Annotated in this window: 24 protein-coding genes and 1 riboswitch; of the genes, 13 read left to right on the forward strand and 11 right to left on the reverse strand. The window is 51.1% G+C overall.

The window, feature by feature from the left end; genetic code table 11:
* The 5 genes from IE074_RS13495 to IE074_RS13515 form a co-directional block, all read left to right on the forward strand.
* Positions 1 to 758, forward strand: a 758-nt coding sequence (locus tag IE074_RS13495; RefSeq protein WP_189385976.1) for a tripartite tricarboxylate transporter permease, incomplete at its 5' end; no start/stop codon positions are given.
* Positions 759 to 952: 194 nt separating this feature from the next.
* Positions 953 to 1,558: a TetR/AcrR family transcriptional regulator gene (locus IE074_RS13500; RefSeq protein WP_189385977.1), complete on the forward strand. Its 606-nt coding sequence runs from the start codon at positions 953 to 955 to the stop codon at positions 1,556 to 1,558.
* Positions 1,559 to 1,560: 2 nt separating this feature from the next.
* Positions 1,561 to 2,712: an efflux RND transporter periplasmic adaptor subunit gene (locus tag IE074_RS13505; protein ID WP_189385978.1), complete on the forward strand. Its 1,152-nt coding sequence runs from the start codon at positions 1,561 to 1,563 to the stop codon at positions 2,710 to 2,712.
* Complete coding sequence (locus IE074_RS13510) at positions 2,709 to 3,914, forward strand: ABC transporter permease (RefSeq protein WP_189385979.1); 1,206 nt, start codon at positions 2,709 to 2,711, stop codon at positions 3,912 to 3,914. Before IE074_RS13505 ends, IE074_RS13510 begins: the two co-directional genes overlap by 4 nt.
* An 8-nt stretch (positions 3,915 to 3,922) precedes the next feature.
* Positions 3,923 to 4,639: an ABC transporter ATP-binding protein gene (locus IE074_RS13515; protein ID WP_189385980.1), complete on the forward strand. Its 717-nt coding sequence runs from the start codon at positions 3,923 to 3,925 to the stop codon at positions 4,637 to 4,639.
* Positions 4,640 to 4,651: 12 nt separating this feature from the next.
* On the opposite strand, the gene IE074_RS13520 is transcribed toward IE074_RS13515, so the two are convergent.
* Positions 4,652 to 5,203 (reverse strand): cob(I)yrinic acid a,c-diamide adenosyltransferase, encoded by a 552-nt coding sequence (locus tag IE074_RS13520; protein ID WP_189385981.1) that lies wholly within the window; start codon positions 5,201 to 5,203, stop codon positions 4,652 to 4,654.
* An 84-nt stretch (positions 5,204 to 5,287) separates the two neighbouring features.
* On the reverse strand, positions 5,288 to 5,740 hold the full coding sequence (locus IE074_RS13525; protein WP_189385982.1) for a universal stress protein: 453 nt from the start codon (positions 5,738 to 5,740) through the stop codon (positions 5,288 to 5,290).
* 183 nt (positions 5,741 to 5,923) lie between these two features.
* On the opposite strand from IE074_RS13525, the gene IE074_RS13530 reads away from it, so the two are divergent.
* Positions 5,924 to 6,217: a copper-binding protein gene (locus IE074_RS13530; protein WP_189385983.1), complete on the forward strand. Its 294-nt coding sequence runs from the start codon at positions 5,924 to 5,926 to the stop codon at positions 6,215 to 6,217.
* Positions 6,218 to 6,307: 90 nt separating this feature from the next.
* Here IE074_RS13530 and hslU read toward each other — a convergent pair whose 3' ends face one another.
* The 5 genes from hslU to IE074_RS13555 all read right to left on the reverse strand — a co-directional run bounded on the left by hslU (position 6,308) and on the right by IE074_RS13555 (position 10,685).
* Positions 6,308 to 7,639, reverse strand: coding sequence for an ATP-dependent protease ATPase subunit HslU (hslU, locus tag IE074_RS13535; protein ID WP_189385984.1), 1,332 nt, complete (start codon positions 7,637 to 7,639; stop codon positions 6,308 to 6,310).
* A 12-nt stretch (positions 7,640 to 7,651) separates the two neighbouring features.
* A complete protein-coding gene (hslV, locus tag IE074_RS13540) occupies positions 7,652 to 8,185 on the reverse strand; it encodes an ATP-dependent protease subunit HslV (protein ID WP_189385985.1) in 534 nt (177 codons plus the stop codon).
* Between the two features lie 69 nt (positions 8,186 to 8,254).
* Positions 8,255 to 8,707, reverse strand: a complete 453-nt coding sequence (gene dksA / locus IE074_RS13545; RefSeq protein ID WP_189385986.1) for an RNA polymerase-binding protein DksA — start codon at positions 8,705 to 8,707, stop codon at positions 8,255 to 8,257.
* 125 nt (positions 8,708 to 8,832) lie between these two features.
* On the reverse strand, positions 8,833 to 9,933 hold the full coding sequence (locus tag IE074_RS13550; RefSeq protein WP_189385987.1) for a CobW family GTP-binding protein: 1,101 nt from the start codon (positions 9,931 to 9,933) through the stop codon (positions 8,833 to 8,835).
* Positions 9,934 to 10,193: 260 nt separating this feature from the next.
* Positions 10,194 to 10,685: a Fur family transcriptional regulator gene (locus IE074_RS13555; protein ID WP_189385988.1), complete on the reverse strand. Its 492-nt coding sequence runs from the start codon at positions 10,683 to 10,685 to the stop codon at positions 10,194 to 10,196.
* Positions 10,686 to 10,861: 176 nt separating this feature from the next.
* Here IE074_RS13555 and IE074_RS13560 point away from each other — a divergent pair, with 176 nt between their 5' ends.
* From IE074_RS13560 to IE074_RS13575, 4 genes are read left to right on the forward strand one after another with little or no spacing between them, the layout of a single operon-like run.
* Positions 10,862 to 11,059, forward strand: a complete 198-nt coding sequence (locus IE074_RS13560; protein ID WP_189385989.1) for a hypothetical protein — start codon at positions 10,862 to 10,864, stop codon at positions 11,057 to 11,059.
* On the forward strand, positions 11,056 to 11,766 hold the full coding sequence (locus tag IE074_RS13565; RefSeq protein ID WP_189385990.1) for a metal ABC transporter ATP-binding protein: 711 nt from the start codon (positions 11,056 to 11,058) through the stop codon (positions 11,764 to 11,766). Before IE074_RS13560 ends, IE074_RS13565 begins: the two co-directional genes overlap by 4 nt.
* Positions 11,766 to 12,635, forward strand: a complete 870-nt coding sequence (locus tag IE074_RS13570) for a metal ABC transporter permease (protein ID WP_189385991.1) — start codon at positions 11,766 to 11,768, stop codon at positions 12,633 to 12,635. Before IE074_RS13565 ends, IE074_RS13570 begins: the two co-directional genes overlap by 1 nt.
* Before the next feature lie 13 nt (positions 12,636 to 12,648).
* Positions 12,649 to 13,668, forward strand: a complete 1,020-nt coding sequence (locus IE074_RS13575) for a metal ABC transporter solute-binding protein, Zn/Mn family (protein WP_189385992.1) — start codon at positions 12,649 to 12,651, stop codon at positions 13,666 to 13,668.
* On the opposite strand, the gene xerC is transcribed toward IE074_RS13575, so the two are convergent.
* The 4 genes from xerC to IE074_RS13595 all read right to left on the reverse strand — a co-directional run bounded on the left by xerC (position 13,669) and on the right by IE074_RS13595 (position 17,134).
* Positions 13,669 to 14,622 (reverse strand): tyrosine recombinase XerC, encoded by a 954-nt coding sequence (gene xerC, locus IE074_RS13580; RefSeq protein ID WP_189385993.1) that lies wholly within the window; start codon positions 14,620 to 14,622, stop codon positions 13,669 to 13,671.
* Between the two features lies 1 nt (position 14,623).
* Entirely contained in the window at positions 14,624 to 15,280 is a 657-nt protein-coding gene (locus tag IE074_RS13585; RefSeq protein WP_189385994.1) for a DUF484 family protein, read from the reverse strand.
* 4 nt (positions 15,281 to 15,284) lie between these two features.
* Positions 15,285 to 16,169 carry a diaminopimelate epimerase gene (dapF, locus tag IE074_RS13590; RefSeq protein ID WP_189385995.1) on the reverse strand — a complete coding sequence of 295 codons (885 nt, stop codon included), beginning with the start codon at positions 16,167 to 16,169 and terminating at the stop codon, positions 15,285 to 15,287.
* 74 nt (positions 16,170 to 16,243) lie between these two features.
* Positions 16,244 to 17,134 (reverse strand): lysophospholipid acyltransferase family protein, encoded by an 891-nt coding sequence (locus tag IE074_RS13595; RefSeq protein ID WP_189385996.1) that lies wholly within the window; start codon positions 17,132 to 17,134, stop codon positions 16,244 to 16,246.
* Between the two features lie 420 nt (positions 17,135 to 17,554).
* Between IE074_RS13595 and metK the strand changes: the two genes are divergently transcribed.
* From metK to IE074_RS13610, 3 genes are all read left to right on the forward strand, one after another.
* Positions 17,555 to 18,718 (forward strand): methionine adenosyltransferase, encoded by a 1,164-nt coding sequence (metK, locus tag IE074_RS13600; RefSeq protein ID WP_189385997.1) that lies wholly within the window; start codon positions 17,555 to 17,557, stop codon positions 18,716 to 18,718.
* A gap of 89 nt (positions 18,719 to 18,807) precedes the next feature.
* A riboswitch (S-adenosyl-L-homocysteine riboswitch) is annotated at positions 18,808 to 18,923 on the forward strand.
* Between the two features lie 71 nt (positions 18,924 to 18,994).
* Entirely contained in the window at positions 18,995 to 20,392 is a 1,398-nt protein-coding gene (ahcY, locus tag IE074_RS13605) for an adenosylhomocysteinase (RefSeq protein ID WP_189385998.1), read from the forward strand.
* A 121-nt stretch (positions 20,393 to 20,513) separates the two neighbouring features.
* Positions 20,514 to 20,849, forward strand: coding sequence for a phage holin family protein (locus IE074_RS13610; protein ID WP_189385999.1), 336 nt, complete (start codon positions 20,514 to 20,516; stop codon positions 20,847 to 20,849).

Here is a 20,849-nt window from a genome sequence, read left to right on the forward strand (position 1 = left end):
CACCAGCCGTGTTGCGCGGTACCATGCTGGGTTCGGCCCTGGGTATCCTGCCCGGTGGCGGTGCAGTCCTGTCGTCGTTTGCTTCTTACACCCTGGAGAAGAAAATCTCCAAAACCCCCGAGCGTTTCGGTAAGGGTCATCCGGCCGGTCTGGCCGGCCCCGAGTCGGCCAACAACGCGGCGGCACAAACCTCGTTCATTCCCTTGCTGACCCTGGGTATTCCCGGTAACGCCGTGATGGCCCTGATGGTGGGTGCCATGACGATTCACAACATCCAGCCCGGTCCGCAGGTCATGAGCAGCCACCCTGAACTGTTTTGGGGCCTGATCGTGTCCATGTGGATTGGCAACCTGATGCTGGTGGTCCTGAACCTGCCGCTGGTGGGCCTGTGGGTCAAACTGCTCAAAGTGCCTTACCGTGTCCTGTTCCCGGCCATTTTGCTGTTCTGCACGATCGGGGTGTACTCGCTGAACTACAACGCGTTTGATATCTACGTCATGGGTATCTTTGGCATCATCGGTTATATCTGGACCAAACTGAAGTGTGAAGGCGCACCGCTGTTGCTGGGCCTGGTACTGGGCCCGATGATGGAAGAGAACTTCCGCCGGGCACTGTTGCTGTCCCGGGGCGACTTCCTGACTTTTGTCGAGCGTCCGTTGTCACTGACCCTGCTGTTAATGGCGCTTGGCCTGGTCATCCTGGTGGCACTGCCATCCATCCGCAAGAAACGCGAAGAAACGTTTGTGGAAGAGGATTAAAGACCGCTGAGATCCTGTTAACCAGCAAATAAACATTGCCATGCATGCAAACTCCCTTGATGTCATCCCAGGCATCAAGGGAGTTTTTTTTAACGCCAGTATCAGCGGTAATATTGTTGGATGTGTAAAAGAAACGTGCATTGTTAACAGAACCTGATAAGATAGTAATTGATTACTATCTTTTTGGGTTAAATATGGAAGCCAGGGGCAAGAATCTTACTGCGGCTGAGCGCAGGTCAATGACGGTTATTTCTGTCGTTGAGCTTGCCGGTGTCCTGAATCCGGCAAATATTACGACGGAAGCGATTGCACAACGAATGAATTTGACACAGGGTGCCCTGTTCCGGCATTTTCCCAATAAAGATGCCATTTGGGAAGAGGTCATGAATTGGGTTGAACAAACCCTTTACAGCCGGATCATGAAAGCGATCCAGGAGAATTCGCATTCTGCGCTGGCAGCCCTGGAAGGTGTGTTCATGCAGCATGTTGATTTTGTCCTTGCTTATCCGGGGGTACCCAGGGTCCTGTTTGGTGAGTTGCAGCATGTAGAGACCACACCCGCGAAGCGGATCGCTCTGGATTTAATACAGCGGTACGGAGAGCGTATCAGGCAGTTGCTTGAGGATGGCAAGGCACAAAAGGAGATTATCCCTGGACTGGATTCGAAAGCAGCGGCCATCCTGTTTATCGGCACGCTTCAAGGGCTGGTAATGCAGTCACTGCTGGCAAGTGATATCCAATTGATGAAACAGAATGCCGGATCGGTATTTTCCTTGTATTTACGCGCAATCAGGAGCTGATAATGAGTAGAATTTCCATGCGTTCAAGGAAGCTGGGCCTATTGCTGGCTATTTTGCCCTTGTTGGGTTTATTTGTATATGTGGTCATCCGGTCTGGTCCCCTGGCGGCTGTACCAGTTACGGTAACACAGGCTAAAGTCCAATCGGTTTCCCCTTCAGTATTTGGCATCGGAACCGTTAGTGCCCGCTATACCTATAAAGCTGGCCCTGTCATAACGGGCAGATTACTTGATATTGCCGTGAATGTCGGTGATACGGTCAAGGCAGGACAAATTGTCGGCCAAATGGATCCGATTGATCTTGATGAGCGGATCCATTCCCAGGAAAGAGTGCTGAAACGCGTCGGTTTGCAGCATACCCAGGCTCAAGTAAAATTTGAACATGCCGGTGTCCAGCTCAAGCGTTACCGTAAATTGTTCGCTTCGCGGTCAAGCAGTGAAGAAAGCCTGAATATCATGGAGCAGGAGTATCGGGTTGCCCAGGCGGGGCTTGAAGCAGCGGCAGAAGATATTACCAAGGCAAAGGCGGATCTTGCAGCCCTGATGAGCCAGAGAAAATCATTGCAACTGATTGCACCTGTCGAGGGTATTGTGATAGCACGAAATGCAGATCCGGGTTCTACGGTTGTTGCGGGGCAGGCAGTGCTTGAAATGATTAATCCGGCAGAGGTTTGGATTGAGGCGCGTTTTGATCAGGCCAGTTCTATTGGGCTAGCGGCTGATTTGCCAGCCAGCATTGTGTTGCGCACACGTGGGCAGGCCGTTTTTCCTGGCAAAATATCCCGAATAGAACCCAAGGCCGATATGGTTACCGAAGAAATGTTGGCAAAAGTCAGTTTCATTTCTTTGCCCGAACAAGTGCCTTCGCTGGGAGAGCTCAGTGAGGTAACGGTGCATTTACCTGAAATACCCGGTTTTGTGGTAATTCCCAATGCTTCACTGGTAAGGGTGGACAGTCAACAGGGTGTCTGGCGTGTTGTCGATAAAAATCTGCAGTTTGCAGCTGTGCAGCCGGGTGTCATGGACCTGGACGGTAATGTGCAGATTATTGCGGGGTTGCAGGAGGGTGATCAGGTTGTGGTATATAGCGAAAAAGCGTTAACTGCCAAAAGCCGTATCTTGATCACTGATCAAATTCCAGGGGTGACCCAATGATTAACCTGGCTTCCCGGGATATCCTGCACTCCTGGGGTAAATTTATTTTTACAGGTATGGGTTTGGGCCTGCTTATCGGGGTAACCTTGGTGATGGCAGGCGTATACCGGGGGCTGGTCAGCGATGGCAAATCATTGCTTGACAATAGCGGAGCCGATATCTGGGTTGTGCAACAGGATACGCTGGGGCCTTATGCGGAACCTTCAAGCCTGAATGATGATGTGTACCGTGGTATCTTGGGCATTCCAGGTGTTGAACAGGCAAGCAATATTACCTACCTGACCATGCAGGTCCGTCATCATGACAAGGATATTCGGGTGATGGTGGTAGGAATTGCACCGGGAATGGCGGGAAAAACACCTGGCTGGCCCCCTTTTCTGGTGGCGGGGCGGCATATCACGCGCAGTCACTATGAAACGGTTGTGGATATTGCAACAGGCTTGCAGCTGGGCGATAAGATAACTTTGCGCCGTAACCAGTATACGGTTGTTGGCTTGACCCGCCGTATGGTGTCTTCAGGCGGTGACCCGATGGTGTTTATTCCCCTGAAAGACGCGCAGGAAGCCCAGTTCCTGAAAAACAATGAAGCCATCTGGCTGGATCGGCGCAAAACGCAGGCCAATCCTGAATTCAACCGGCCTAATGTTCCAGGCCTGCTTGATGCGGTTCTTGCATCAAAAACCAGTAACCTGTCGGTCAATTCGGTGCTGGTGACCTTAAAAGAGGGGATCGATCCTGCCCGGGTCATCAACACCATAGAGCGCTGGAAATACCTGACTGCTTATGGACGTGCAGATATGGAAGAAATCCTGGTTGGTAAAATGATTGCCACATCAGCGCGCCAGATTGCCATGTTTCTGGTGATTTTGGCGGTCGTAAGTGCTGCTATTGTCGCTTTCATTATTTATACGCTAACGATGGACAAAATACGGGAAATTGCCGTTTTGAAACTGATAGGCACACGAAACCTCACCATCGCTGCCATGATTGTGCAGCAATCGGTGGTATTGGGTATTATCGGGTTTGTGGTAGGTAAAATCACTTCCAGCTTTTCCGCTCCCTATTTCCCAAAATATGTACTTATCATGCCAGAAGATTCGGTAATGGGTTTTGTTGCTGTCATGGTTATTTGCGTATTGGCCAGCCTGGTGGCGATTCGCATGGCATTGCAGGTTGATCCGGCTGACGCGGTAGGGGGGTAAAAAAAGTAATGTCACAAAGAGTGGGCGGTGTCAGTATCGAAAATCTGAAAAAACAGTATGGACAGGGGGCGAATGCATTTCTTGCGCTTAAAAACGTTGATATGCAAGTGGCTCCCGGAGAGGTGGTTGGGCTTATTGGTCCATCCGGTTCAGGTAAAAGCACTTTGCTTAAATGTCTGGGTGCCATTATTGATCCAACCGAGGGTGTGATGAAGCTGGGTGATCAGGTTATTTATGACAATGGTTGGAAAGTGCGTGATTTGCGTGCTTTGCGGCGCGATAAAATCGGTTTTGTCTTCCAGTCACCTTATCTTATTCCCTTTCTTGATGTGGTTGATAATGTCGCCCTGCTTCCCATGCTGGCGGGGGTGCCTAACGGGCAGGCAAGGCAAAAAGCCATGAATTTGCTGGAAGCGCTTGATGTGGCGCATCGGGCCCAGGCGATGCCATCCCAGTTGTCCGGGGGTGAGCAGCAACGGGTTGCCATTGCAAGGGGCCTGGTTAACCGGCCCCCCATTATTTTGGCTGATGAACCCACTGCCCCTCTGGATAGCGAGCGGGCGCTGGCGGTTATCCGTATCCTGAATGACATGGCGCGCGAGTATGAGACAGCCATTATTGTCGTGACGCATGACGAGAAAATCATTCCCACTTTCAGGCGTATTTATCATATCCGGGATGGCATTACTTATGAAGAAGCGGGGCAGGGGCGTCCGATTAATTAAAGAGTGGCTTGCCTAGCTTGTTTTTTCCTTTTGCCAGAAAATGTCCTGGCGGCCTGCTTCCTTGTTGATAATGCGGGCAAGCATGAAAAAATAATCGGACAGGCGATTCAGGTATTGCCGGCCGATATCGTTCAGGGGTTCGCGCTGGTCCAGCGTGACCAGACTGCGTTCAGCCCGTCTGCAAATGCTGCGGCAGACATGCGCAAGGCTTGCCTGGCGTGTGCCTCCTGGCAGGATGAATTCTTTCAAGGGGGGCAGTTCAGCCAGTGAATGCTCAATTTCTGTTTCCAGAAAAGTCACATGGCTTTCGCTTAGGGCAGAATAGCCGGGCACACACAGTTCCGAGCCCATATCAAACAAATGGTGTTGTATACGTTCCAGTGCTGAAGGAACACCGTTGGGTAGTGGTTCGCAGGCAAGCAGACCGATAAAGCTGTTGAGCTCATCAACCTGGCCAATTGCTTCAATGCGGGCATCATTTTTGGCAATGCGGGAGCCGTCTCCCAGGCTGGTTGTGCCGGCATCACCCGTTTTGGTAACGATCGAAGTTAAACGGTCAGCCATGTTATATCCTTTTTCAGGCAGTTTAGGGTTGGGGGAAATAAAAAGAGCCATCAAAAGATGGCTCTTTGCTATGCCGCCAGAAAATTATTTCTTCTCTTGGGGAATAATGGTGACGGGACAAACGCCAGCATTGATGATGGCATAGCTGACACTGCCCAGCACACCGCTGAAGACGGGGTTGGTGCCTCGTGAACCCATGACGATCAATTCAATGCGGTCTTCGCCTTTGGCGCTGTTGCGAACTTCTTCAACAATACGTTCTTTGGGGTCACCAATATCCAATTTAAGATTGTAAGGAATGCCGGATGTTTTCAGTTTGTCTTCAACGCCTTCGGTGGCTTCCTTGAATAACTGTTGCTGGTATTCTTCCAGATCTGATTTGCTGAAAAATGTTTTGGCATGAACGGTTCTGAAGCTGGGTTGAACATTCAGCAGCAGAATTTTAAAACCGGATACTTTTGCCAGGGAAATTGCCCAGTCCAATGCCTTGTTTGCGTTGGACGAACCATCGAAGGGGACTAATATTGTTTTTGCCATTCATTGCTCCAAAGTTACTGGTATATTCTTAAGTCAGATTATATGTCTAACTTACATTCTAACGCAGTTTTTTAATGCATGAAATGAAATGCCTTTAGGCTTGTAAAGTAATTGATTTTCTCTTTTTCATAATAAATTTGTGTACTATAAAACGATAGATGTTCTTCCAAATAAGGAGTTTTCATGAAAAAGATGCTAGTGGCAGCAGCGCTTGGACTTGCCAGCTTATTGGCGACCGGTCCTGTATTGGCACAGGATGAGGCCAGTGCCGCCGGAGAGGTTCGTCGCATTCAGGCGGACAAGGGAAAAATCACGATCAAACATGGCCCTATTGTTGACTTGAAGTTACCGGCGATGACATTGATTTACAACATTAACCCGGGTTTGCTGAAAGACATCAAGCCGGGGGATGAGGTCAAATTCAAGGCATTGCACCAGAACGATCAATATATTATTACGGAAATCCGTAAAGACTAGGCTCCATGAAAAAAAATGCCCCCGATTGACAGCCGTTGTTTAGACGGCTGGCCATCCGGAGGCAACAAATAATGTTTTTCCTGACAGGAACTACAGCACGTAATGGGCCAGATTCTGGCTTTGGGCGGTTTCTTCCAGTTTGCTGTTTACGTAGTTGGCATCAATGCGAATGGTTGCTTCATTGCTGGCCGTTGCATCAAAGGAAAGGTCTTCCAGCAGTTTTTCCATGACGGTATACAGTCTGCGTGCGCCAATGTTTTCGGTGCGTTCATTCACCTCAAACGCCAACTCCGCAAGCCGCTTGATGCCTTCATCGGTAAAATCCAGATGAACGTCTTCAGTGGCCAGCAGGGCCGTGTATTGCTTGATCAGGGAATAGTCGGTGCTGCTCAGGATTTCAACAAAGTCTTCGGCGGTTAGTGAATCCAGTTCAACCCGGATTGGAAAGCGGCCTTGCAACTCAGGAATCAGGTCTGAGGGGCGTGACAGGTGGAAAGCACCCGAAGCAATAAACAGGATGTGATCGGTCTTGATCATGCCGTATTTGGTGTTGACGGTGGTGCCTTCAACCAGTGGTAGCAGGTCGCGCTGCACACCCTGGCGGGAGACGTCGGCACTGCTTTGTGACTGGCGTGCGGCGATTTTGTCAATTTCGTCCAGGAAGACAATCCCGTTCTGTTCGGCATTTTTAACGGCGGCGTTGCGGATTTCCTCATCATTAACCCGCTTGGCCGCTTCTTCCTCTACCAGCAGTTTGAACGCGTTTTTAACGGTCATTTTTTGCGTTTTTTTCTTATCGCGGTTCAGGCCGGCAAACATGCCTTTCAATTGTTCGGTCATGTCTTCCATGCCCGGAGGCGCCATGATTTCCATTTGCGGCAATTGTTGTGCCACGTCGATTTCAATTTCCAGGTCATCGATTTTGTTTTCACGCAAGCGTTTGCGGAAATTCTGGCGTGCGCTGTTTTCTTCGCGAATCGGGTTTCCATTGGCATCGCGGGCGGGTGCTACCAGCACGTCAAGTATGCGGTCTTCGGCGGCATCCTCGGCCTGGGTGCGCACACGACGCATTTCCAGTTCGCGGGTCTGCTTGACTGAAATATCAACAAGGTCACGAATAATGGTGTCGACATCGCGGCCTACATAACCGACCTCGGTGAATTTGGTGGCCTCTACCTTGATAAACGGGGCATTGGCCAGCTTTGCCAACCGGCGGGCAATTTCGGTTTTACCGACACCGGTGGGACCAATCATGAGAATGTTCTTGGGCGAGATTTCTTGGCGCAGCGGTTCTGCCACCTGCTGGCGGCGCCAGCGGTTACGCAAGGCGACCGCAACGGATTTTTTGGCCTTTTGCTGGCCGATAATGTTTTTGTCCAGTTCAGAGACAATTTCTTTGGGCGTCATTACGCTGGTTGTCATGAGAGATCCTGATTAAAGCGTTTCAATAACGTGATTCTGGTTGGTGTAAATACACAGATCACCGGCGATTTCAAGCGATTTTTTAACAACTTCGGCAGGCGTCAGGTCTGTATTGTAAAGCAGGGCCAAGGCGGCAGATTGCGCATAGGCACCGCCTGAGCCGATGGCGGCAAGGCTGTGTTCGGGTTCAAGGACATCGCCATTGCCGGTCAGCACCAGGGTGTGATCCTTGTCGGCCACAATCAGCATGGCTTCAAGGCGACGCAGGGCGCGGTCGGTGCGCCAGTCTTTGGTGAGCTCGACAGCGGCACGCATCAGGTGGCCCTGATGTTTTTCAAGTTTGGCTTCGAAGAGTTCAAGAAGGGTAAAGGCGTCAGCAGTGGCACCTGCAAAACCAACCAGAACCTTGTCATTGTAAAGACGACGGATTTTACGGGCAGTGCTTTTGAAAACGATGTTGCCCAGTGTGACTTGACCATCACCACCTATGGCAACGTCGTTGCCGCGGCGAACACAAACAATGGTAGTAGCGTGAAATTGTTCCATGAAATTCTTCCTGTAGTTTTCGTAGATGGGGTTGGCAGGAAGAATTTCAAGGGAGGTAAATGAAGATTTTTAATCGCCGTAGAGTTTTTGGCGTTTTTCGCGTCTTTCCTGGGCTTCCAGTGAAAGGTTGGCGGTTGGGCGCGCTAACAGACGACGCAGACCAATCGGTTCTCCGGTTTCTTCGCACCAGCCATATTCTTTGGATTCAATGAGCATCAGGGATTGCTGTACTTTTTTCAGCAGTTTGCGTTCGCGGTCCCGAGTGCGAAGTTCCAGGGCGTGCTCTTCCTCAATCGTGGCGCGGTCTGCCGGATCGGGAACAAACTGGGTTTCACGAAGGTTTTCTGTCGTGGCATCCGCGTTATTGAGAATGTCTGCTTCCAGCTTCTTGAGTCGGTCCCTGAAGAACGCCAGTTGCTGGTCGTTCATGTAGTCCTCTTCTGGCATGGCGAGTAACTGCTCTTCGGTTAATAACGGTTGTTCTGTGATTGTGTCGGTATTTTTAGCTGATTTGGTAGCCATCAAACACTCCGTTCAGTAGTACTGCTTATTAATCAAATCAATGAGGGCGTGCTCAGGAGATATCAATTATTGTGTAAAGAATCAAGAGCCTGCCTTCATTGTGTGTTACAAATTTACTGTCTGCCTTAGGCAAGGCATTGCGTCAGGCCGTTGGTAAATACGTCTTTAGGCAATTTGCGACCGATGAAAACCATTTTATTGTAAGGTTTTTCTTTGGGTCCCCACAGCTTCCCGGGCTCTGCACCCATGAGCATGTGAACGCCCTGGAAAAGCATTCTTTGTTTGACACCCTTCATGTACAGAATTCCTTTGTAACGGTACAGGTCGGGGCCAAAAACCTGAACCACGCCGCTCAGGAATTCTTCAAGGCGTTGCGGGTCAAAGGGTTTGTTGGAAGTAAATACAAATGCACCGATTTCGTCATCATGATGGGCGTGGTGGTGATTGTGTTCGTGATGGTCATGTTCATGATGATGGTCATGGGTGCAGTGTGCATCGCATTCATGGTCATGATCATGAGGGTGGTCGTGAGTATCGGGGTGGTCGTCTTGCAGGAATTCCGGGTCGATTTCCAGAATGCTGTTCAGGTTGAAGCCGGTGACATCAAGGATTTTGTCAAGATCGGCTTCACCAAAATGCACAGGCATGATTTCCGCGCGGGGATTCATGTGCACCAGGCGATGTTTCAGCGAGGCATATTCCTCATCACTGACCAGGTCTTTTTTGGAAATCAGGATGCGGTCTGCAAAACCAACCTGTTTTTGCGCTTCGGGTTGGGTATCCAGGGTTTGCATGCCATGTTTGGCATCCACCACGGTAATGACTGCATCAAGGCGGAAGTATTCGGCAATGCCGTCATCCATGAAAAAAGTCTGGCAGACCGGGCCGGGATTGGCCACGCCGGTTGTTTCAATAATAACGCGCTCGAAGTTGAGCTCGTTGTTGAGGCGACGGTTTTTAAGGTCTGTAAGGGTTTTAAGCAAGTCACCGCGAACCGTGCAGCAGACGCAGCCATTGTTCAGTTCAATGATTTCTTCATCACTGTCCTGTACCAGCAGCTCGTTGTCGATGCTTTCGGGGCCGAATTCGTTTTCGATGACGGCAATGCGTTTGCCGTGGAACTCGGTAAGGATTCGCTTGAGTAGAGTGGTTTTTCCTGCACCAAGGAATCCGGTTAGAACGGTGACAGGAACCATTTTATTTGCTTGTGCCTGGGTAACAGTCATAATTATGCTTCTTAACTAACATCGCAGGCAGACTTTCTGCATGGCGAAAATTTTCAATATAATCGGAGAATTACATCACAGCTTTCATTATCTGGCAAACATATATCAGTGTCTTTACAAAAAATTGAATAAATTTAGATATAAACCCTAATGCCGCCAGTACTGCCTAACAAGAAAAGCGTTTTTGTGGTGCAACATCCCATAATGGGGGCATTAATGCGTAATGCAAGACCCTGACCGGGTTTTGTATGTCAAATGCATTAATGCTTGTTTGGGGACTTGTTTTTTGCCTTGCATTGTGCGCAGGTCGCCCTGATTTCCGTTTCGTTGGAGGTGAGCGAAAAACCGGTATTGGCAATCAGTTTTTTAAGCTGGCTGCTGATTTCAGGAGCGCTGATTTCAACCACTTTGCCACATTGAGTGCACACCACCAGCAAATCGTGGTGATGGCTGTTGACATCGATACAGGCAGTCCAGGCGTTGACGGCATCAAGGCGGTGAATAAGCCCTTCTTCTTCAAGAAACTCAAGCGCACGATAAACGGTTGGCGGTTTGGATTTTGGGTGAATGGTCAGCATGGCATCAAGAAGCTCATAGGCCTTGAGACTACGGGATTCCTCAAGCATGAGCCTGAGCACCTGCTGGCGGATGGGCGTAAGCCGTTTGCCACGAGACTCACAGAGCTGCTCGGCTTCAAGCAGGCGCTGGTTGACCGATTTATGCGAGTGAGAATGGTTATGAGTGGAATGCATGAACGTTTTTAATAATAAAAATAATAAGTTGATACTTTGGGTCAATGTACCATGAAGCGAAAAAAAGTGTGGTGGCAAGGGTAATTTTGATGACATTGCCGATTATTTTATGTTTTAATATGTTATATCATATCATTTGTTGATTATTTTCACTTTTTTCAACTCTTCGCGCCGTTATGCAAACCACACTTTCCAGCAGCCATTCCGTTTCTGCCCATACCGCTAACCAGCGGATTCAGTCCCCATTGCTCAATTCCGCATTGGCAAGGGTGATTCAGGCCGGACTTTTTCTGGCGCTTATGTGGGCAGTAACCGGCTATGCTCTGGGCTGGTTTCCGGAAGTTGGTGCACTGGTTTCAGGTATGACTCTGTGACTCCCGTTATCCGCCTGAATGATGTATCGCTCGGGTGGCGGGACAAACCGGTGCTCCAGCATGTTTCCGGGCAGTTCAACCCGGGTACCCTTACCGCTATTCTGGGTGCGAACGGGGCCGGCAAATCCACCCTTGTCAAAGGCATCATCCATTTTCTCAAGCCCACTGCGGGCAGCATTGACATTGATCCGGCTTTTCGCAAGGAGCTGACCTTGTTGCCGCAGCTTAGTGACCTGGATCGCAGTTTTCCCATTACCACCTATGAGCTGGTGGCCATGGGAGCCTGGCGACGCATCGGGCCGTGGCGGCAATATGGCAAGGCAGAGCGCGCCCGCATCAATCATGCACTTGAACAAGTGGGCTTGCAGGCGGTTGCCGACCAGTTGATTGGCAACCTTTCGGGCGGTCAGTTGCAGCGGGCCCTGTTTGCCCGTTTAATGGTGCGCGATGCAAAGGTATTGCTGCTTGATGAACCCTTTGCCGCTGTGGATGAAGATACCTGTGAAGACCTGATGCGGATTATTTTGGGCTGGCATGCCGAGGGGCGAACCATTATTGCCGTTTTGCACGATGTGGACAGGGTGAAACGGTGTTTTCCCGAAACGCTGTTACTGGCCAGGCAGGTGGTGGCCTGGGGGAAAACCGCTGAAATCCTTACCGAAGAAAATCTGCACAAGGCCCGTCGCCTGTCACTGGGAGGTTTTTAATGGGTGATCTATACGAGATTTTCCTGTCTCCCTTCGTGGAGTTTGGATTCATGAGCCGTGCCCTGTTTGGCGCCATATTTCTGGCTGTCGCGACGGGTCCGTTGGGCGTATTTCTTATTTTGCGGCGCATGAGTCTTGTCGCTGATTCCATGTCACACGCCATTTTGCCCGGGGTGGCTGCCGGTTTCCTGATTGCCGGGGTCTCCTTGACGGCCATGTTGGTGGGGGGAATGGTAACCGGTTTGCTGGTTGCCCTGCTGGCCGGAGTGGTGTCACGGCTTACGTCCCTGAAAGAAGACGCCAGTTTTGCCGCCTTGTATCTGATTTCTCTCGGATTAGGCGTCGTGCTGTTGTCTTTAAAGGGCTCCAATATGGATTTGCTGCATGTCCTGTTCGGCTCTGTGCTCGGTCTGGATGACAAGGCCCTGCTGTTTATTATGGTGGTGAGCAGCCTGACCATTCTTTCATTGTCTTTAATTTACCGGCCTTTGATCATAGAGTGCCTTGATCCTGGTTTTCTTCGCTCAGAAGGTGGCGGCGGGTCATTGGTGCATATGCTGTTCCTGATGTTGCTGGTCGTGAATCTGGTGGCCGGTTTTCAGGTCTTGGGTACCTTGATGGTGGTGGGGATGATGATGTTGCCGGCTGCCGCAGCCCGATTCTGCGGGCGTACGGTAGGCAGGCAACTGGTACTGGCCGCCGCTATTGGTGCATTGTCTGCCTATGCCGGTCTGGTTGTTTCCTATCATTATAGTGTGCCTGCATCATCCGCCATTATTCTGGTTGCGGGCCTGTTTTATATCCTGGGCTTGATGTTTGGCCGCCAGGGTGGTGTTGTTCGCAGTCGTATTCGTTTTTTCAATCGTTAAACAGGATCAAATAATGAAACTCCAGGCTTATCTGAAAGGAGCGCCAGCCATTGTGTTGGCAGGCTTGTTGGTTGGTTCCTTGCCAGTACAGGCAAAGGCCCCCATCGAAGTGGTGACCAGTTTTTCCATTCTGGCGGATATGGTGAAAACAGTGGGGGCCGATCAGGTCAATGTTGTTTCACTGGTGCCTGCCGATGGCAACTCACATGAGGTTGAACTGACGCCCCGGGATATCAAAAAAGTTGCGTCTCCCGATACCAGGCTGCTGTTTGTGAATGGACTTGGCCTGGATAGCTGGACAGACCGTTTACTGTCCTCTTCGGGTTTCAAGGGTACGGTTATTGTGGCCAGTGATGGTGTGAAAGTGCGTAAACTGGACGAGGCGTCCGCTCATGATGAGCACGGGCATCCTGTTGCCGATAAAGACGCCCATGATCACGCTGATCACGGGCATGAAGGGCATGAGGAACAGGCCCACGAAGAAGAGCATGATCATGGACATAATCACGGAGAGTTTGATCCGCATGCCTGGCAGGATCTGGCCAACGGGCAGATTTATGTGCGTAATATTGCCCGGGCTTTGTCGCAGGCTGATCCTGCTAACACCGCGCTGTATGAAGGCAATGCCCGGGATTACATCCAGCAAATGCAGGCTCTTGACGGGCAGGTTCGCAAGGCCATGTCAGATATTCCCGCCCAGCGTCGTAAAATCGTGACAACCCATGATGCTTTCGGTTATTTCGCCGATGCCTATGGGCTTGAGGTGATTGCCCCATTAGGTATCTCCACCTCGGCCGAACCCTCTGCCAAGGCCATTTCTGCGGTGGTCAGACAAATCAAGGAACAACAGATTCCTGCCGTGTTTCTGGAAAATGTGAAAAACAACAAATTGCAGGATCAGATTGCCAGGGAAACAGGCGCAAAAGTCGGGGGTATGCTGTATTCGGATGCCTTGGCCACGACCGGCGAGGCCACTTCCTATCTGGGCATGATGCGTCATAATATCCGCGTTATTACCGAAGCGATCAAGTAATCAGTTTTTGCGTTTGGCCCTTGGGTGCGCCTGGTCATAGGCTTTGGCCAGGTGCTGGAAATCCAGCCGGGTATAAATTTGCGTGGTTGAGATGTTTGCATGACCAAGCAGTTCCTGTACCGCGCGCAGGTCTTGGGCCGATTGCAGCAGATGACTGGCAAAACTGTGTCGTAATACATGCGGGTGTATCTGGCCGGGTACTTCCGAGAGCTGCGAAAATTTTTTCAGTTGCAGCTGTACTACCCGTGGTGAGATGCGTGCGCCGCGTTCCCCTAAAAAAAGGGCACTTACATCGTTTTCAGGCGTCGCCGGTTTCAATAGCGACGGGCGGGCCGCCAGCCACATTGAAAGGGCTCGATGCGCTTTTTTCCCCAACGGAACCAGGCGTGTTTTGCCGCCTTTTCCTTTCACGGTTAATTCCTGTTCGGCCAGGTTGAGCCAGCCGGCCGATTCATAATTGTCTTTTTTTGTATAGTGAGTGTCCAGTTGCACCAGCTCGGCCAGGCGCAGGCCACTGGCGTAAAGCAATTCGAACATGGCCTGGTCGCGCAGGTGGATGGGGTCATTTTGCAGCTTTCTGGCCGGATGGTCCAGCAGTGCCTGGGTTTGCTCTACCGATAAGGCCTTGGGCAGGTTTTTGGGCACTTTGGGGGTTTTGACATTTTTGGCCGGATTGATGCTTAATTTGGCCAGCGGTACCCACCACGCATAGAAACCGCGCCAGGCTGACAGAATGCGCGCCAGGCTGCGCGGACTCATTTGGCTGGCGTGCAGGCGGGCAATGGCTGTACGAATTTGCGGGTTGCTTAGGGTGGCCAGATCGGTATCGGGATGCAGCCTTGCCAGTTGGGCCAGGTCTCTTCGGTAGGCCGCCAGCGTATGGGCAGAGTAACGCTTGTTGGTGCGCAAATAGTCCAGCCATTGTTCCATGGCAGCGGGCAGGCAGTGGTTCATTTTATTTAATAAGGCGGCTTAAGCTGGCACTGGCCAGCTGCCCCAGGTTTTCGAGGAAAACCGTTCCCATGTCAGGGGTAAAATGCGCCTCCTGGCCAGAACCGAAAACCAGCAGGCCAAATGTTTGCGCTTGTGTTTTCAGGGGGACCAGGGCAACCGAGGCGGGCTTTGCGCTTAACCACTGATGCGCCGGCAGATAGCCTTCGGGACCGCAATAAGGTTTTTTCAGCGCATTGGCGTAAGCCTGTAACTCGATATCTTCATCAAGCTTGAATTTTTTGGCTCTGAGCATTGGCAGGTTCCACAGACGCAGTGAAACATCAAGCTGCTCAAACGCCTGCTTCAGGCTGTCAATAGTGCGTTCTGGCAGTTTCTGGCTGTTCTTTTCAGCCAGCATCTGTGAGCACCAAAGCGTCATGCTTTGACTGATAGAGGCGTTTGAGTCGGCGTTATGCATCAGTTCCGCCAGTTTCCACTCAAGTGCCTTGCTGCGCTTGCGCAGGGTCATGACTTGACGGGCACCTAAAGACAGGGTGCGGTCTGCATAAGGGTGTGGAATGGACAGGCTGGCAAACAGCTGGGCATGATCCTCAAAAAAAGAGGGGTTGTTTTTCAGGAAAACGGCAACTTCATCCGGCTCAAACGTCGTCTCTGACATAAGTCTACTCATCCTTTAAGCAAAAATCTTTAACCAGTTTATCAATATCAACCTGGCCAGAAAACACGGTGGTGGCCGGGCCGGTCATTTTCAATTGAGTGCCATCCCACTCAATGGTTAATAGCCCACCCCGGGTCTGGACGCTAACCGGAGAGTCCAGCAGGCCGCGACGGATGCCGGTGGCCACGGCGGCGCAGGCACCGGTTCCGCAAGACAGGGTTTCGCCCACGCCGCGCTCATAAACACGCAGCCGAATGTGGTTGCGGTTGATGACTTGCATGAACCCGACATTGACCCGATTGCCAAAGCGTGGGTGGGTCTCTATGAAGGGGCCCTGTGTCGCTACGGGGGCGGTATCAATATTGTCAACCAGCAGTACCGCATGCGGATTGGAGATGGCCAGGGCCGCGAGGGCGACCGTACCCGCCTGGGGCAAGGGCAGGTTCCAGAGGGTTTCCTCATGCTCCTGGAAGTGGCTCAGACCTTCTGTGTCAAAGGGCAGTGCAGCCGGATCGAAACGGGTCACACCCATGTCAACGGTAACGCTCTTGTCCTCTTTTTCTTCAATTGTAATAAGGCCGGTGGCAATTTCCGCTTTGAGCGGATTGCGGCGAGAGAGTCTTTGTTCGTGGACAAAACGTACAAAACAGCGAGAACCATTGCCACAATGCTCAACTTCGCTGCCATCGGCATTGAAGATGCGATAGCGGAAGTCGGCTTCCGGGTGGGAAGGCGTTTCCACCAGTAAAATCTGGTCGGCACCGATGCCAAGCTGGCGATGCGCCAGGGCACGTGCCCGTTCAGGGGTCATTTCAATGGGCTGGCTGACGCCATCAAGGACGATAAAATCATTGCCCGCGCCATGCATTTTTGTAAATTGCCAAATCATGGGGTGTCTGGTACGTAAAAAAACTCATTATGGACTGAAAATTCCCGGCATGCAGTGCTGTTACCCGATCTGTTTCAATAAATTTTTTCCTCACCCTCGGGGCGGGTCTTGAAACGGCGGTGAACCCAGTAATACTGGCTGGGTGCCTGAAGGATCCATTGCTCAAGCAAGTGGTTGATACGGGTGGTTGCCGCCTCTATGCTTTGTTCACCGGGAAAATCCGTCAGGGGGGGCAAGACCTGGACATGATAGTGTCCGGTTGTCGGGTCCCAACGGCTCACAATCGGCACCACTGCCGCATGCCAGGATTTGGCAATTTGTGCGGTGGTGGGCAGGGTGGCGGCAGGGATATTGAAAAACGGCACGAAAATGGAACCCTTGCGACCAAAGTCCATGTCGGGAAGATAATAAACCGGTGTGCCTTCTTTCAGGTGGCGCAGCATGCCACGTACCCCTTCCTTGCGGCTGATCAGGTGAATTTCATTGAAACGACCACGTCCTTCCCGGACAATATCGTCAATGTCCGGATCGTGTTGAGGGGTGTAAATAGTGGCCGCTTTTTTCAGGGACATGGAAAGCCGGGTGGCTGCCGCGTCAAGCGCCACAAAATGGGGTGCCAGCATCAGGACGGGACGTTTTTCCGCCAGGAGCCGTTCTATGTGTTCAAAGCCATCCATATGGATGGTTGCCAGGATGTTTTCCGGTGAACCGAACCAGAACAGGCCTCGATCAACAATGGATTGGGCCAGTACCCGGAAGTGTTCTTTTTGCCATTGTTGGCGCTGCTCGAGCGATGCTTCGGGAAAGCACAGTTCCAGGTTCTTGCGAACGATGGCGGCCCTGCGCTTCATGATAAGCGGAGACAGGGTACTGAGCAGCCAGCCAAGTTGCTGGCGTCGCTTGTGTGAGGTGTTGCCAAACCAGTGGAAGACGGTGTCAAGGAATTTTCTTTTGGTGGATTTCATGCAATTGGACATTTATGGCTGTTTAATTCAGCGCAGGGAAACCTTAAACAGCTGAGGTTTCAACAGGGTGTTAGCTAAAAAGCAATTTAACATAAGCGGCCGGCGGATGGAAATGCACAAGTGAAGAAACGCGAACAAGTGCTGTCCAAGCGGTGTGGCAGGGATGGTGCCGGGCATTTTTCAGACATTTTTCAAAGAATCTGTGACGTAAACAGGGGCTTTGCCAGGAAAACTTCATAAATGTTTTAAAATGGCAAATGGTCGCTGAGTTAACCGACAACTTGCGGGGCGACATGGACTGGTTTCATAAAACACCGCTAAAGCGTCGCGCCTTAATATTATTTCATTTGAAATAAAGGTGCTGCGCGTTCTTACCTCAAAAACGTCGGAGTTTCTGACATTATAAAAGGACGCTGATCAATGGCTCAAAACGATTTTTTATTTACCTCCGAGTCTGTTTCTGAAGGTCACCCCGACAAGGTGGCTGACCAGATTTCCGATGCCATTCTGGATGCTATTCTTACCGAAGATCCAACAGCCCGGGTAGCTGCCGAAACCTTGTGCAATACCGGACTGGTCGTGCTGGCCGGTGAAATCACCACAACGGCCAACATTGATTATATTCAGGTTGCACGTGACACCATCAAGCGTATTGGCTACGACAATACCGCTTACGGCATTGATTACAAAGGCTGTGCCGTGCTGGTTGCCTATGACAAGCAATCACCCGATATCGCCCAGGGCGTCGATCGCAGCCCCGATGAAATCCTTAACCAGGGTGCCGGTGACCAAGGCCTGATGTTTGGCTACGCCTGCGATGAAACCCCCGACCTGATGCCGGCTCCCATCTGGTACGCACACCGTCTGGTGCAGCGGCAAAGCGAATTGCGCAAAGACGGCCGCTTGCCATGGTTGCGCCCCGATGCCAAATCACAGGTCACGTTCCGCTATATTGATGGTAAACCTGCAGAAGTGGATACGGTTGTGCTGTCCACCCAGCATGCCCCTGAAATTTCACAGTCTTCCATCCGCGAAGCGGTCATTGAGGATATTATCAAGCCCAGCTTTCCTGATGGCCTGATTACGCCCAAAACCAAATTCCTGGTCAATCCGACCGGCATTTTCGTGATTGGTGGGCCGCAAGGCGATTGCGGTCTTACCGGACGCAAGATTATTGTGGACACCTATGGTGGTGCCTGCCCGCACGGCGGTGGCGCCTTCTCGGGTAAAGACCCTTCAAAGGTAGACCGTTCGGCTGCTTATGCCGCCCGTTATGTGGCCAAGAATATTGTGGCTGCAGGCCTGGCACGCCAGTGTCAGGTGCAGGTCAGTTATGCGATTGGCGTGGCTGAACCCATCAATATCACGGTTTACACTGAAGGTACAGGCGTTATCCCCGATGACGAAATCGCCTTGCTGGTTCGTGAGCATTTTGACCTGCGTCCACGCGGGATTGTGCAAATGCTCGACCTGTTGCGACCCATCTACAGCAAAACCGCTGCTTACGGTCATTTTGGCCGCGCCGAGCCCGAGTTCAGCTGGGAAGCCACCGATAAGGTCAATGCACTGAAAAACGCCCGTTAACAGGGTCGTGCAAAAAGTGCCTTGCCATCTTTTGGTGCAAGGCACTTTTTGAACTTTAAGAAACGCGTTTGGGGTAAACTATTTCGAATATTTCCGAGGGGCGCTGCGACAGTTTGCCTGTTCTGCATGATTGGATTCATGCCTTAACAGTGCAATCTGCCAGGCTCGGAATACATCTTTTTTCATGTAACGGCGCTCATCATTAACCTGCTTTGTAGTTGATGGTGAGACGAGTTCGCATTCATTGCCAAAGCAGCATTTATTGGATTTTTTACAATGACTACTGCTGATTATAAAATTGCTGATATTTCCCTGGCTGGCTGGGGACGCCGTGAATTAAGCATTGCCGAAACGGAAATGCCCGGCCTGATGGCAACCCGTGAAGAGTTTGCCGCTTCACAGCCCCTCAAAGGTGCCCGTATTGCCGGCAGCCTGCACATGACTATCCAGACCGGTGTGTTAATTGAAACACTGGTTGCCCTGGGGGCCGAGGTGCGTTGGGCCTCATGCAATATTTTCTCTACCCAGGATCATGCTGCTGCCGCGATTGCCGAGCGTGGCATTCCCGTGTTTGCGGTCAAGGGTGAGACGCTTGAAGAGTACTGGCAATATACCCACAAAATTTTTGAGTGGCCGGGCGAGCAGGCAAACATGATCCTGGATGATGGTGGCGATGCCACGACCCTGTTGCACCTGGGCGCCAAGGCAGAAAAAGATATTTCCGTGCTGGCCAATCCTGGCAGTGAAGAAGAGCGTGTGCTGTTTGCCGCCATCAAGGCAAAACTGGCCACTGATGCGACCTGGTACTCTACCCGCCTGGCACAAATCAAGGGCGTTACCGAAGAAACCACGACCGGTGTACATCGTCTTTATCAGATGTCACAAAAAGGTGAGCTGCAGTTTCCTGCCATCAACGTGAACGACTCCGTGACCAAATCCAAATTCGACAACCTGTATGGCTGCCGTGAGTCCCTGGTAGACGGCATCAAGCGTGCCACCGATGTCATGATTGCCGGTAAAGTGGCTGTTGTAGTGGGTTTTGGTGATGTGGGTAAAGGCTGTGCACAAGCCTTGCAAGCCTTGCGTGCCCAGGTATGGGTTTGTGAAATTGACCCTATCTGCGCTTTGCAGGCCTCTATGGAAGGTTATAAAGTGGTCACCATGGAAGAAGCCGCCGACAAGGCCGATATTTTTGTAACGGCCACCGGCAACTACCACGTGATTGACCGCAGTCATATGGAAAAAATGAAAGACCAGGCCATCTTGTGCAATATCGGTCACTTTGACAATGAAATTGACGTGGCTGCCGTAGAAGACTTGCAGTGGGAAGAAATCAAGCCGCAGGTTGACCACATCATTTTCCCCGATGGCAAACGCATTATTCTGCTGGCCAAGGGCCGCCTGGTCAACCTGGGTTGCGCAACCGGCCATCCTTCTTTTGTGATGTCCGCGTCTTTCACCAACCAGACCATTGCCCAGATCGAATTGTTCACACGTACCGATGCCTATCAAAAAGGCCAGGTTTATGTGCTGCCTAAACACCTTGATGAAAAAGTGGCCCGTCTGCACCTGAAAAAACTGGGTGTGCAGTTAAGCAAGCTGTCACCACAGCAGGCCGACTATATCGGGGTTGCCGTAGATGGGCCTTTCAAACCGGATCACTACCGTTATTGATCGGTAAAACCTTGCAATCCGGCTATCCTGAAATATCCGGATTGCATATACGTTACTATGGATTTATTGTATAAAAGCTGTCTTTAAGGCAGCTTTCCGATCCTGTTTTCTGGAGCAGCAAATGTCATTAATACTTACCTGGTTGTTACAGGCGCTGGCGCTGATGGTGGTTGCCTATATCCTGCCTGGTGTTACGGTTGCCAGCTTTGGCTCGGCATTGATTGCGGCAGTTATCCTGGGCCTGGTCAATACAATTATTTATCCTGTTCTGGCCTTTCTCACCATTCCTATTACCATTGTTACCCTGGGATTGTTCCTGTTTATCCTGAATGCTTTGCTATTCTGGCTGGCGGGCTCGCTGTTCAATGGGTTCCAGGTAGACGGGTTCTGGTGGGCGCTGGCCGGGGCGTTAATCTATAGTATTATTTCAGGGATCCTTTTAAGTCTTTTGAATTAA

It is taken from the genome of Advenella faeciporci (genome assembly GCF_014652395.1).
In the GTDB taxonomy this organism is placed as follows: Bacteria; Pseudomonadota; Gammaproteobacteria; order Burkholderiales; family Burkholderiaceae_B; genus Advenella; species Advenella faeciporci.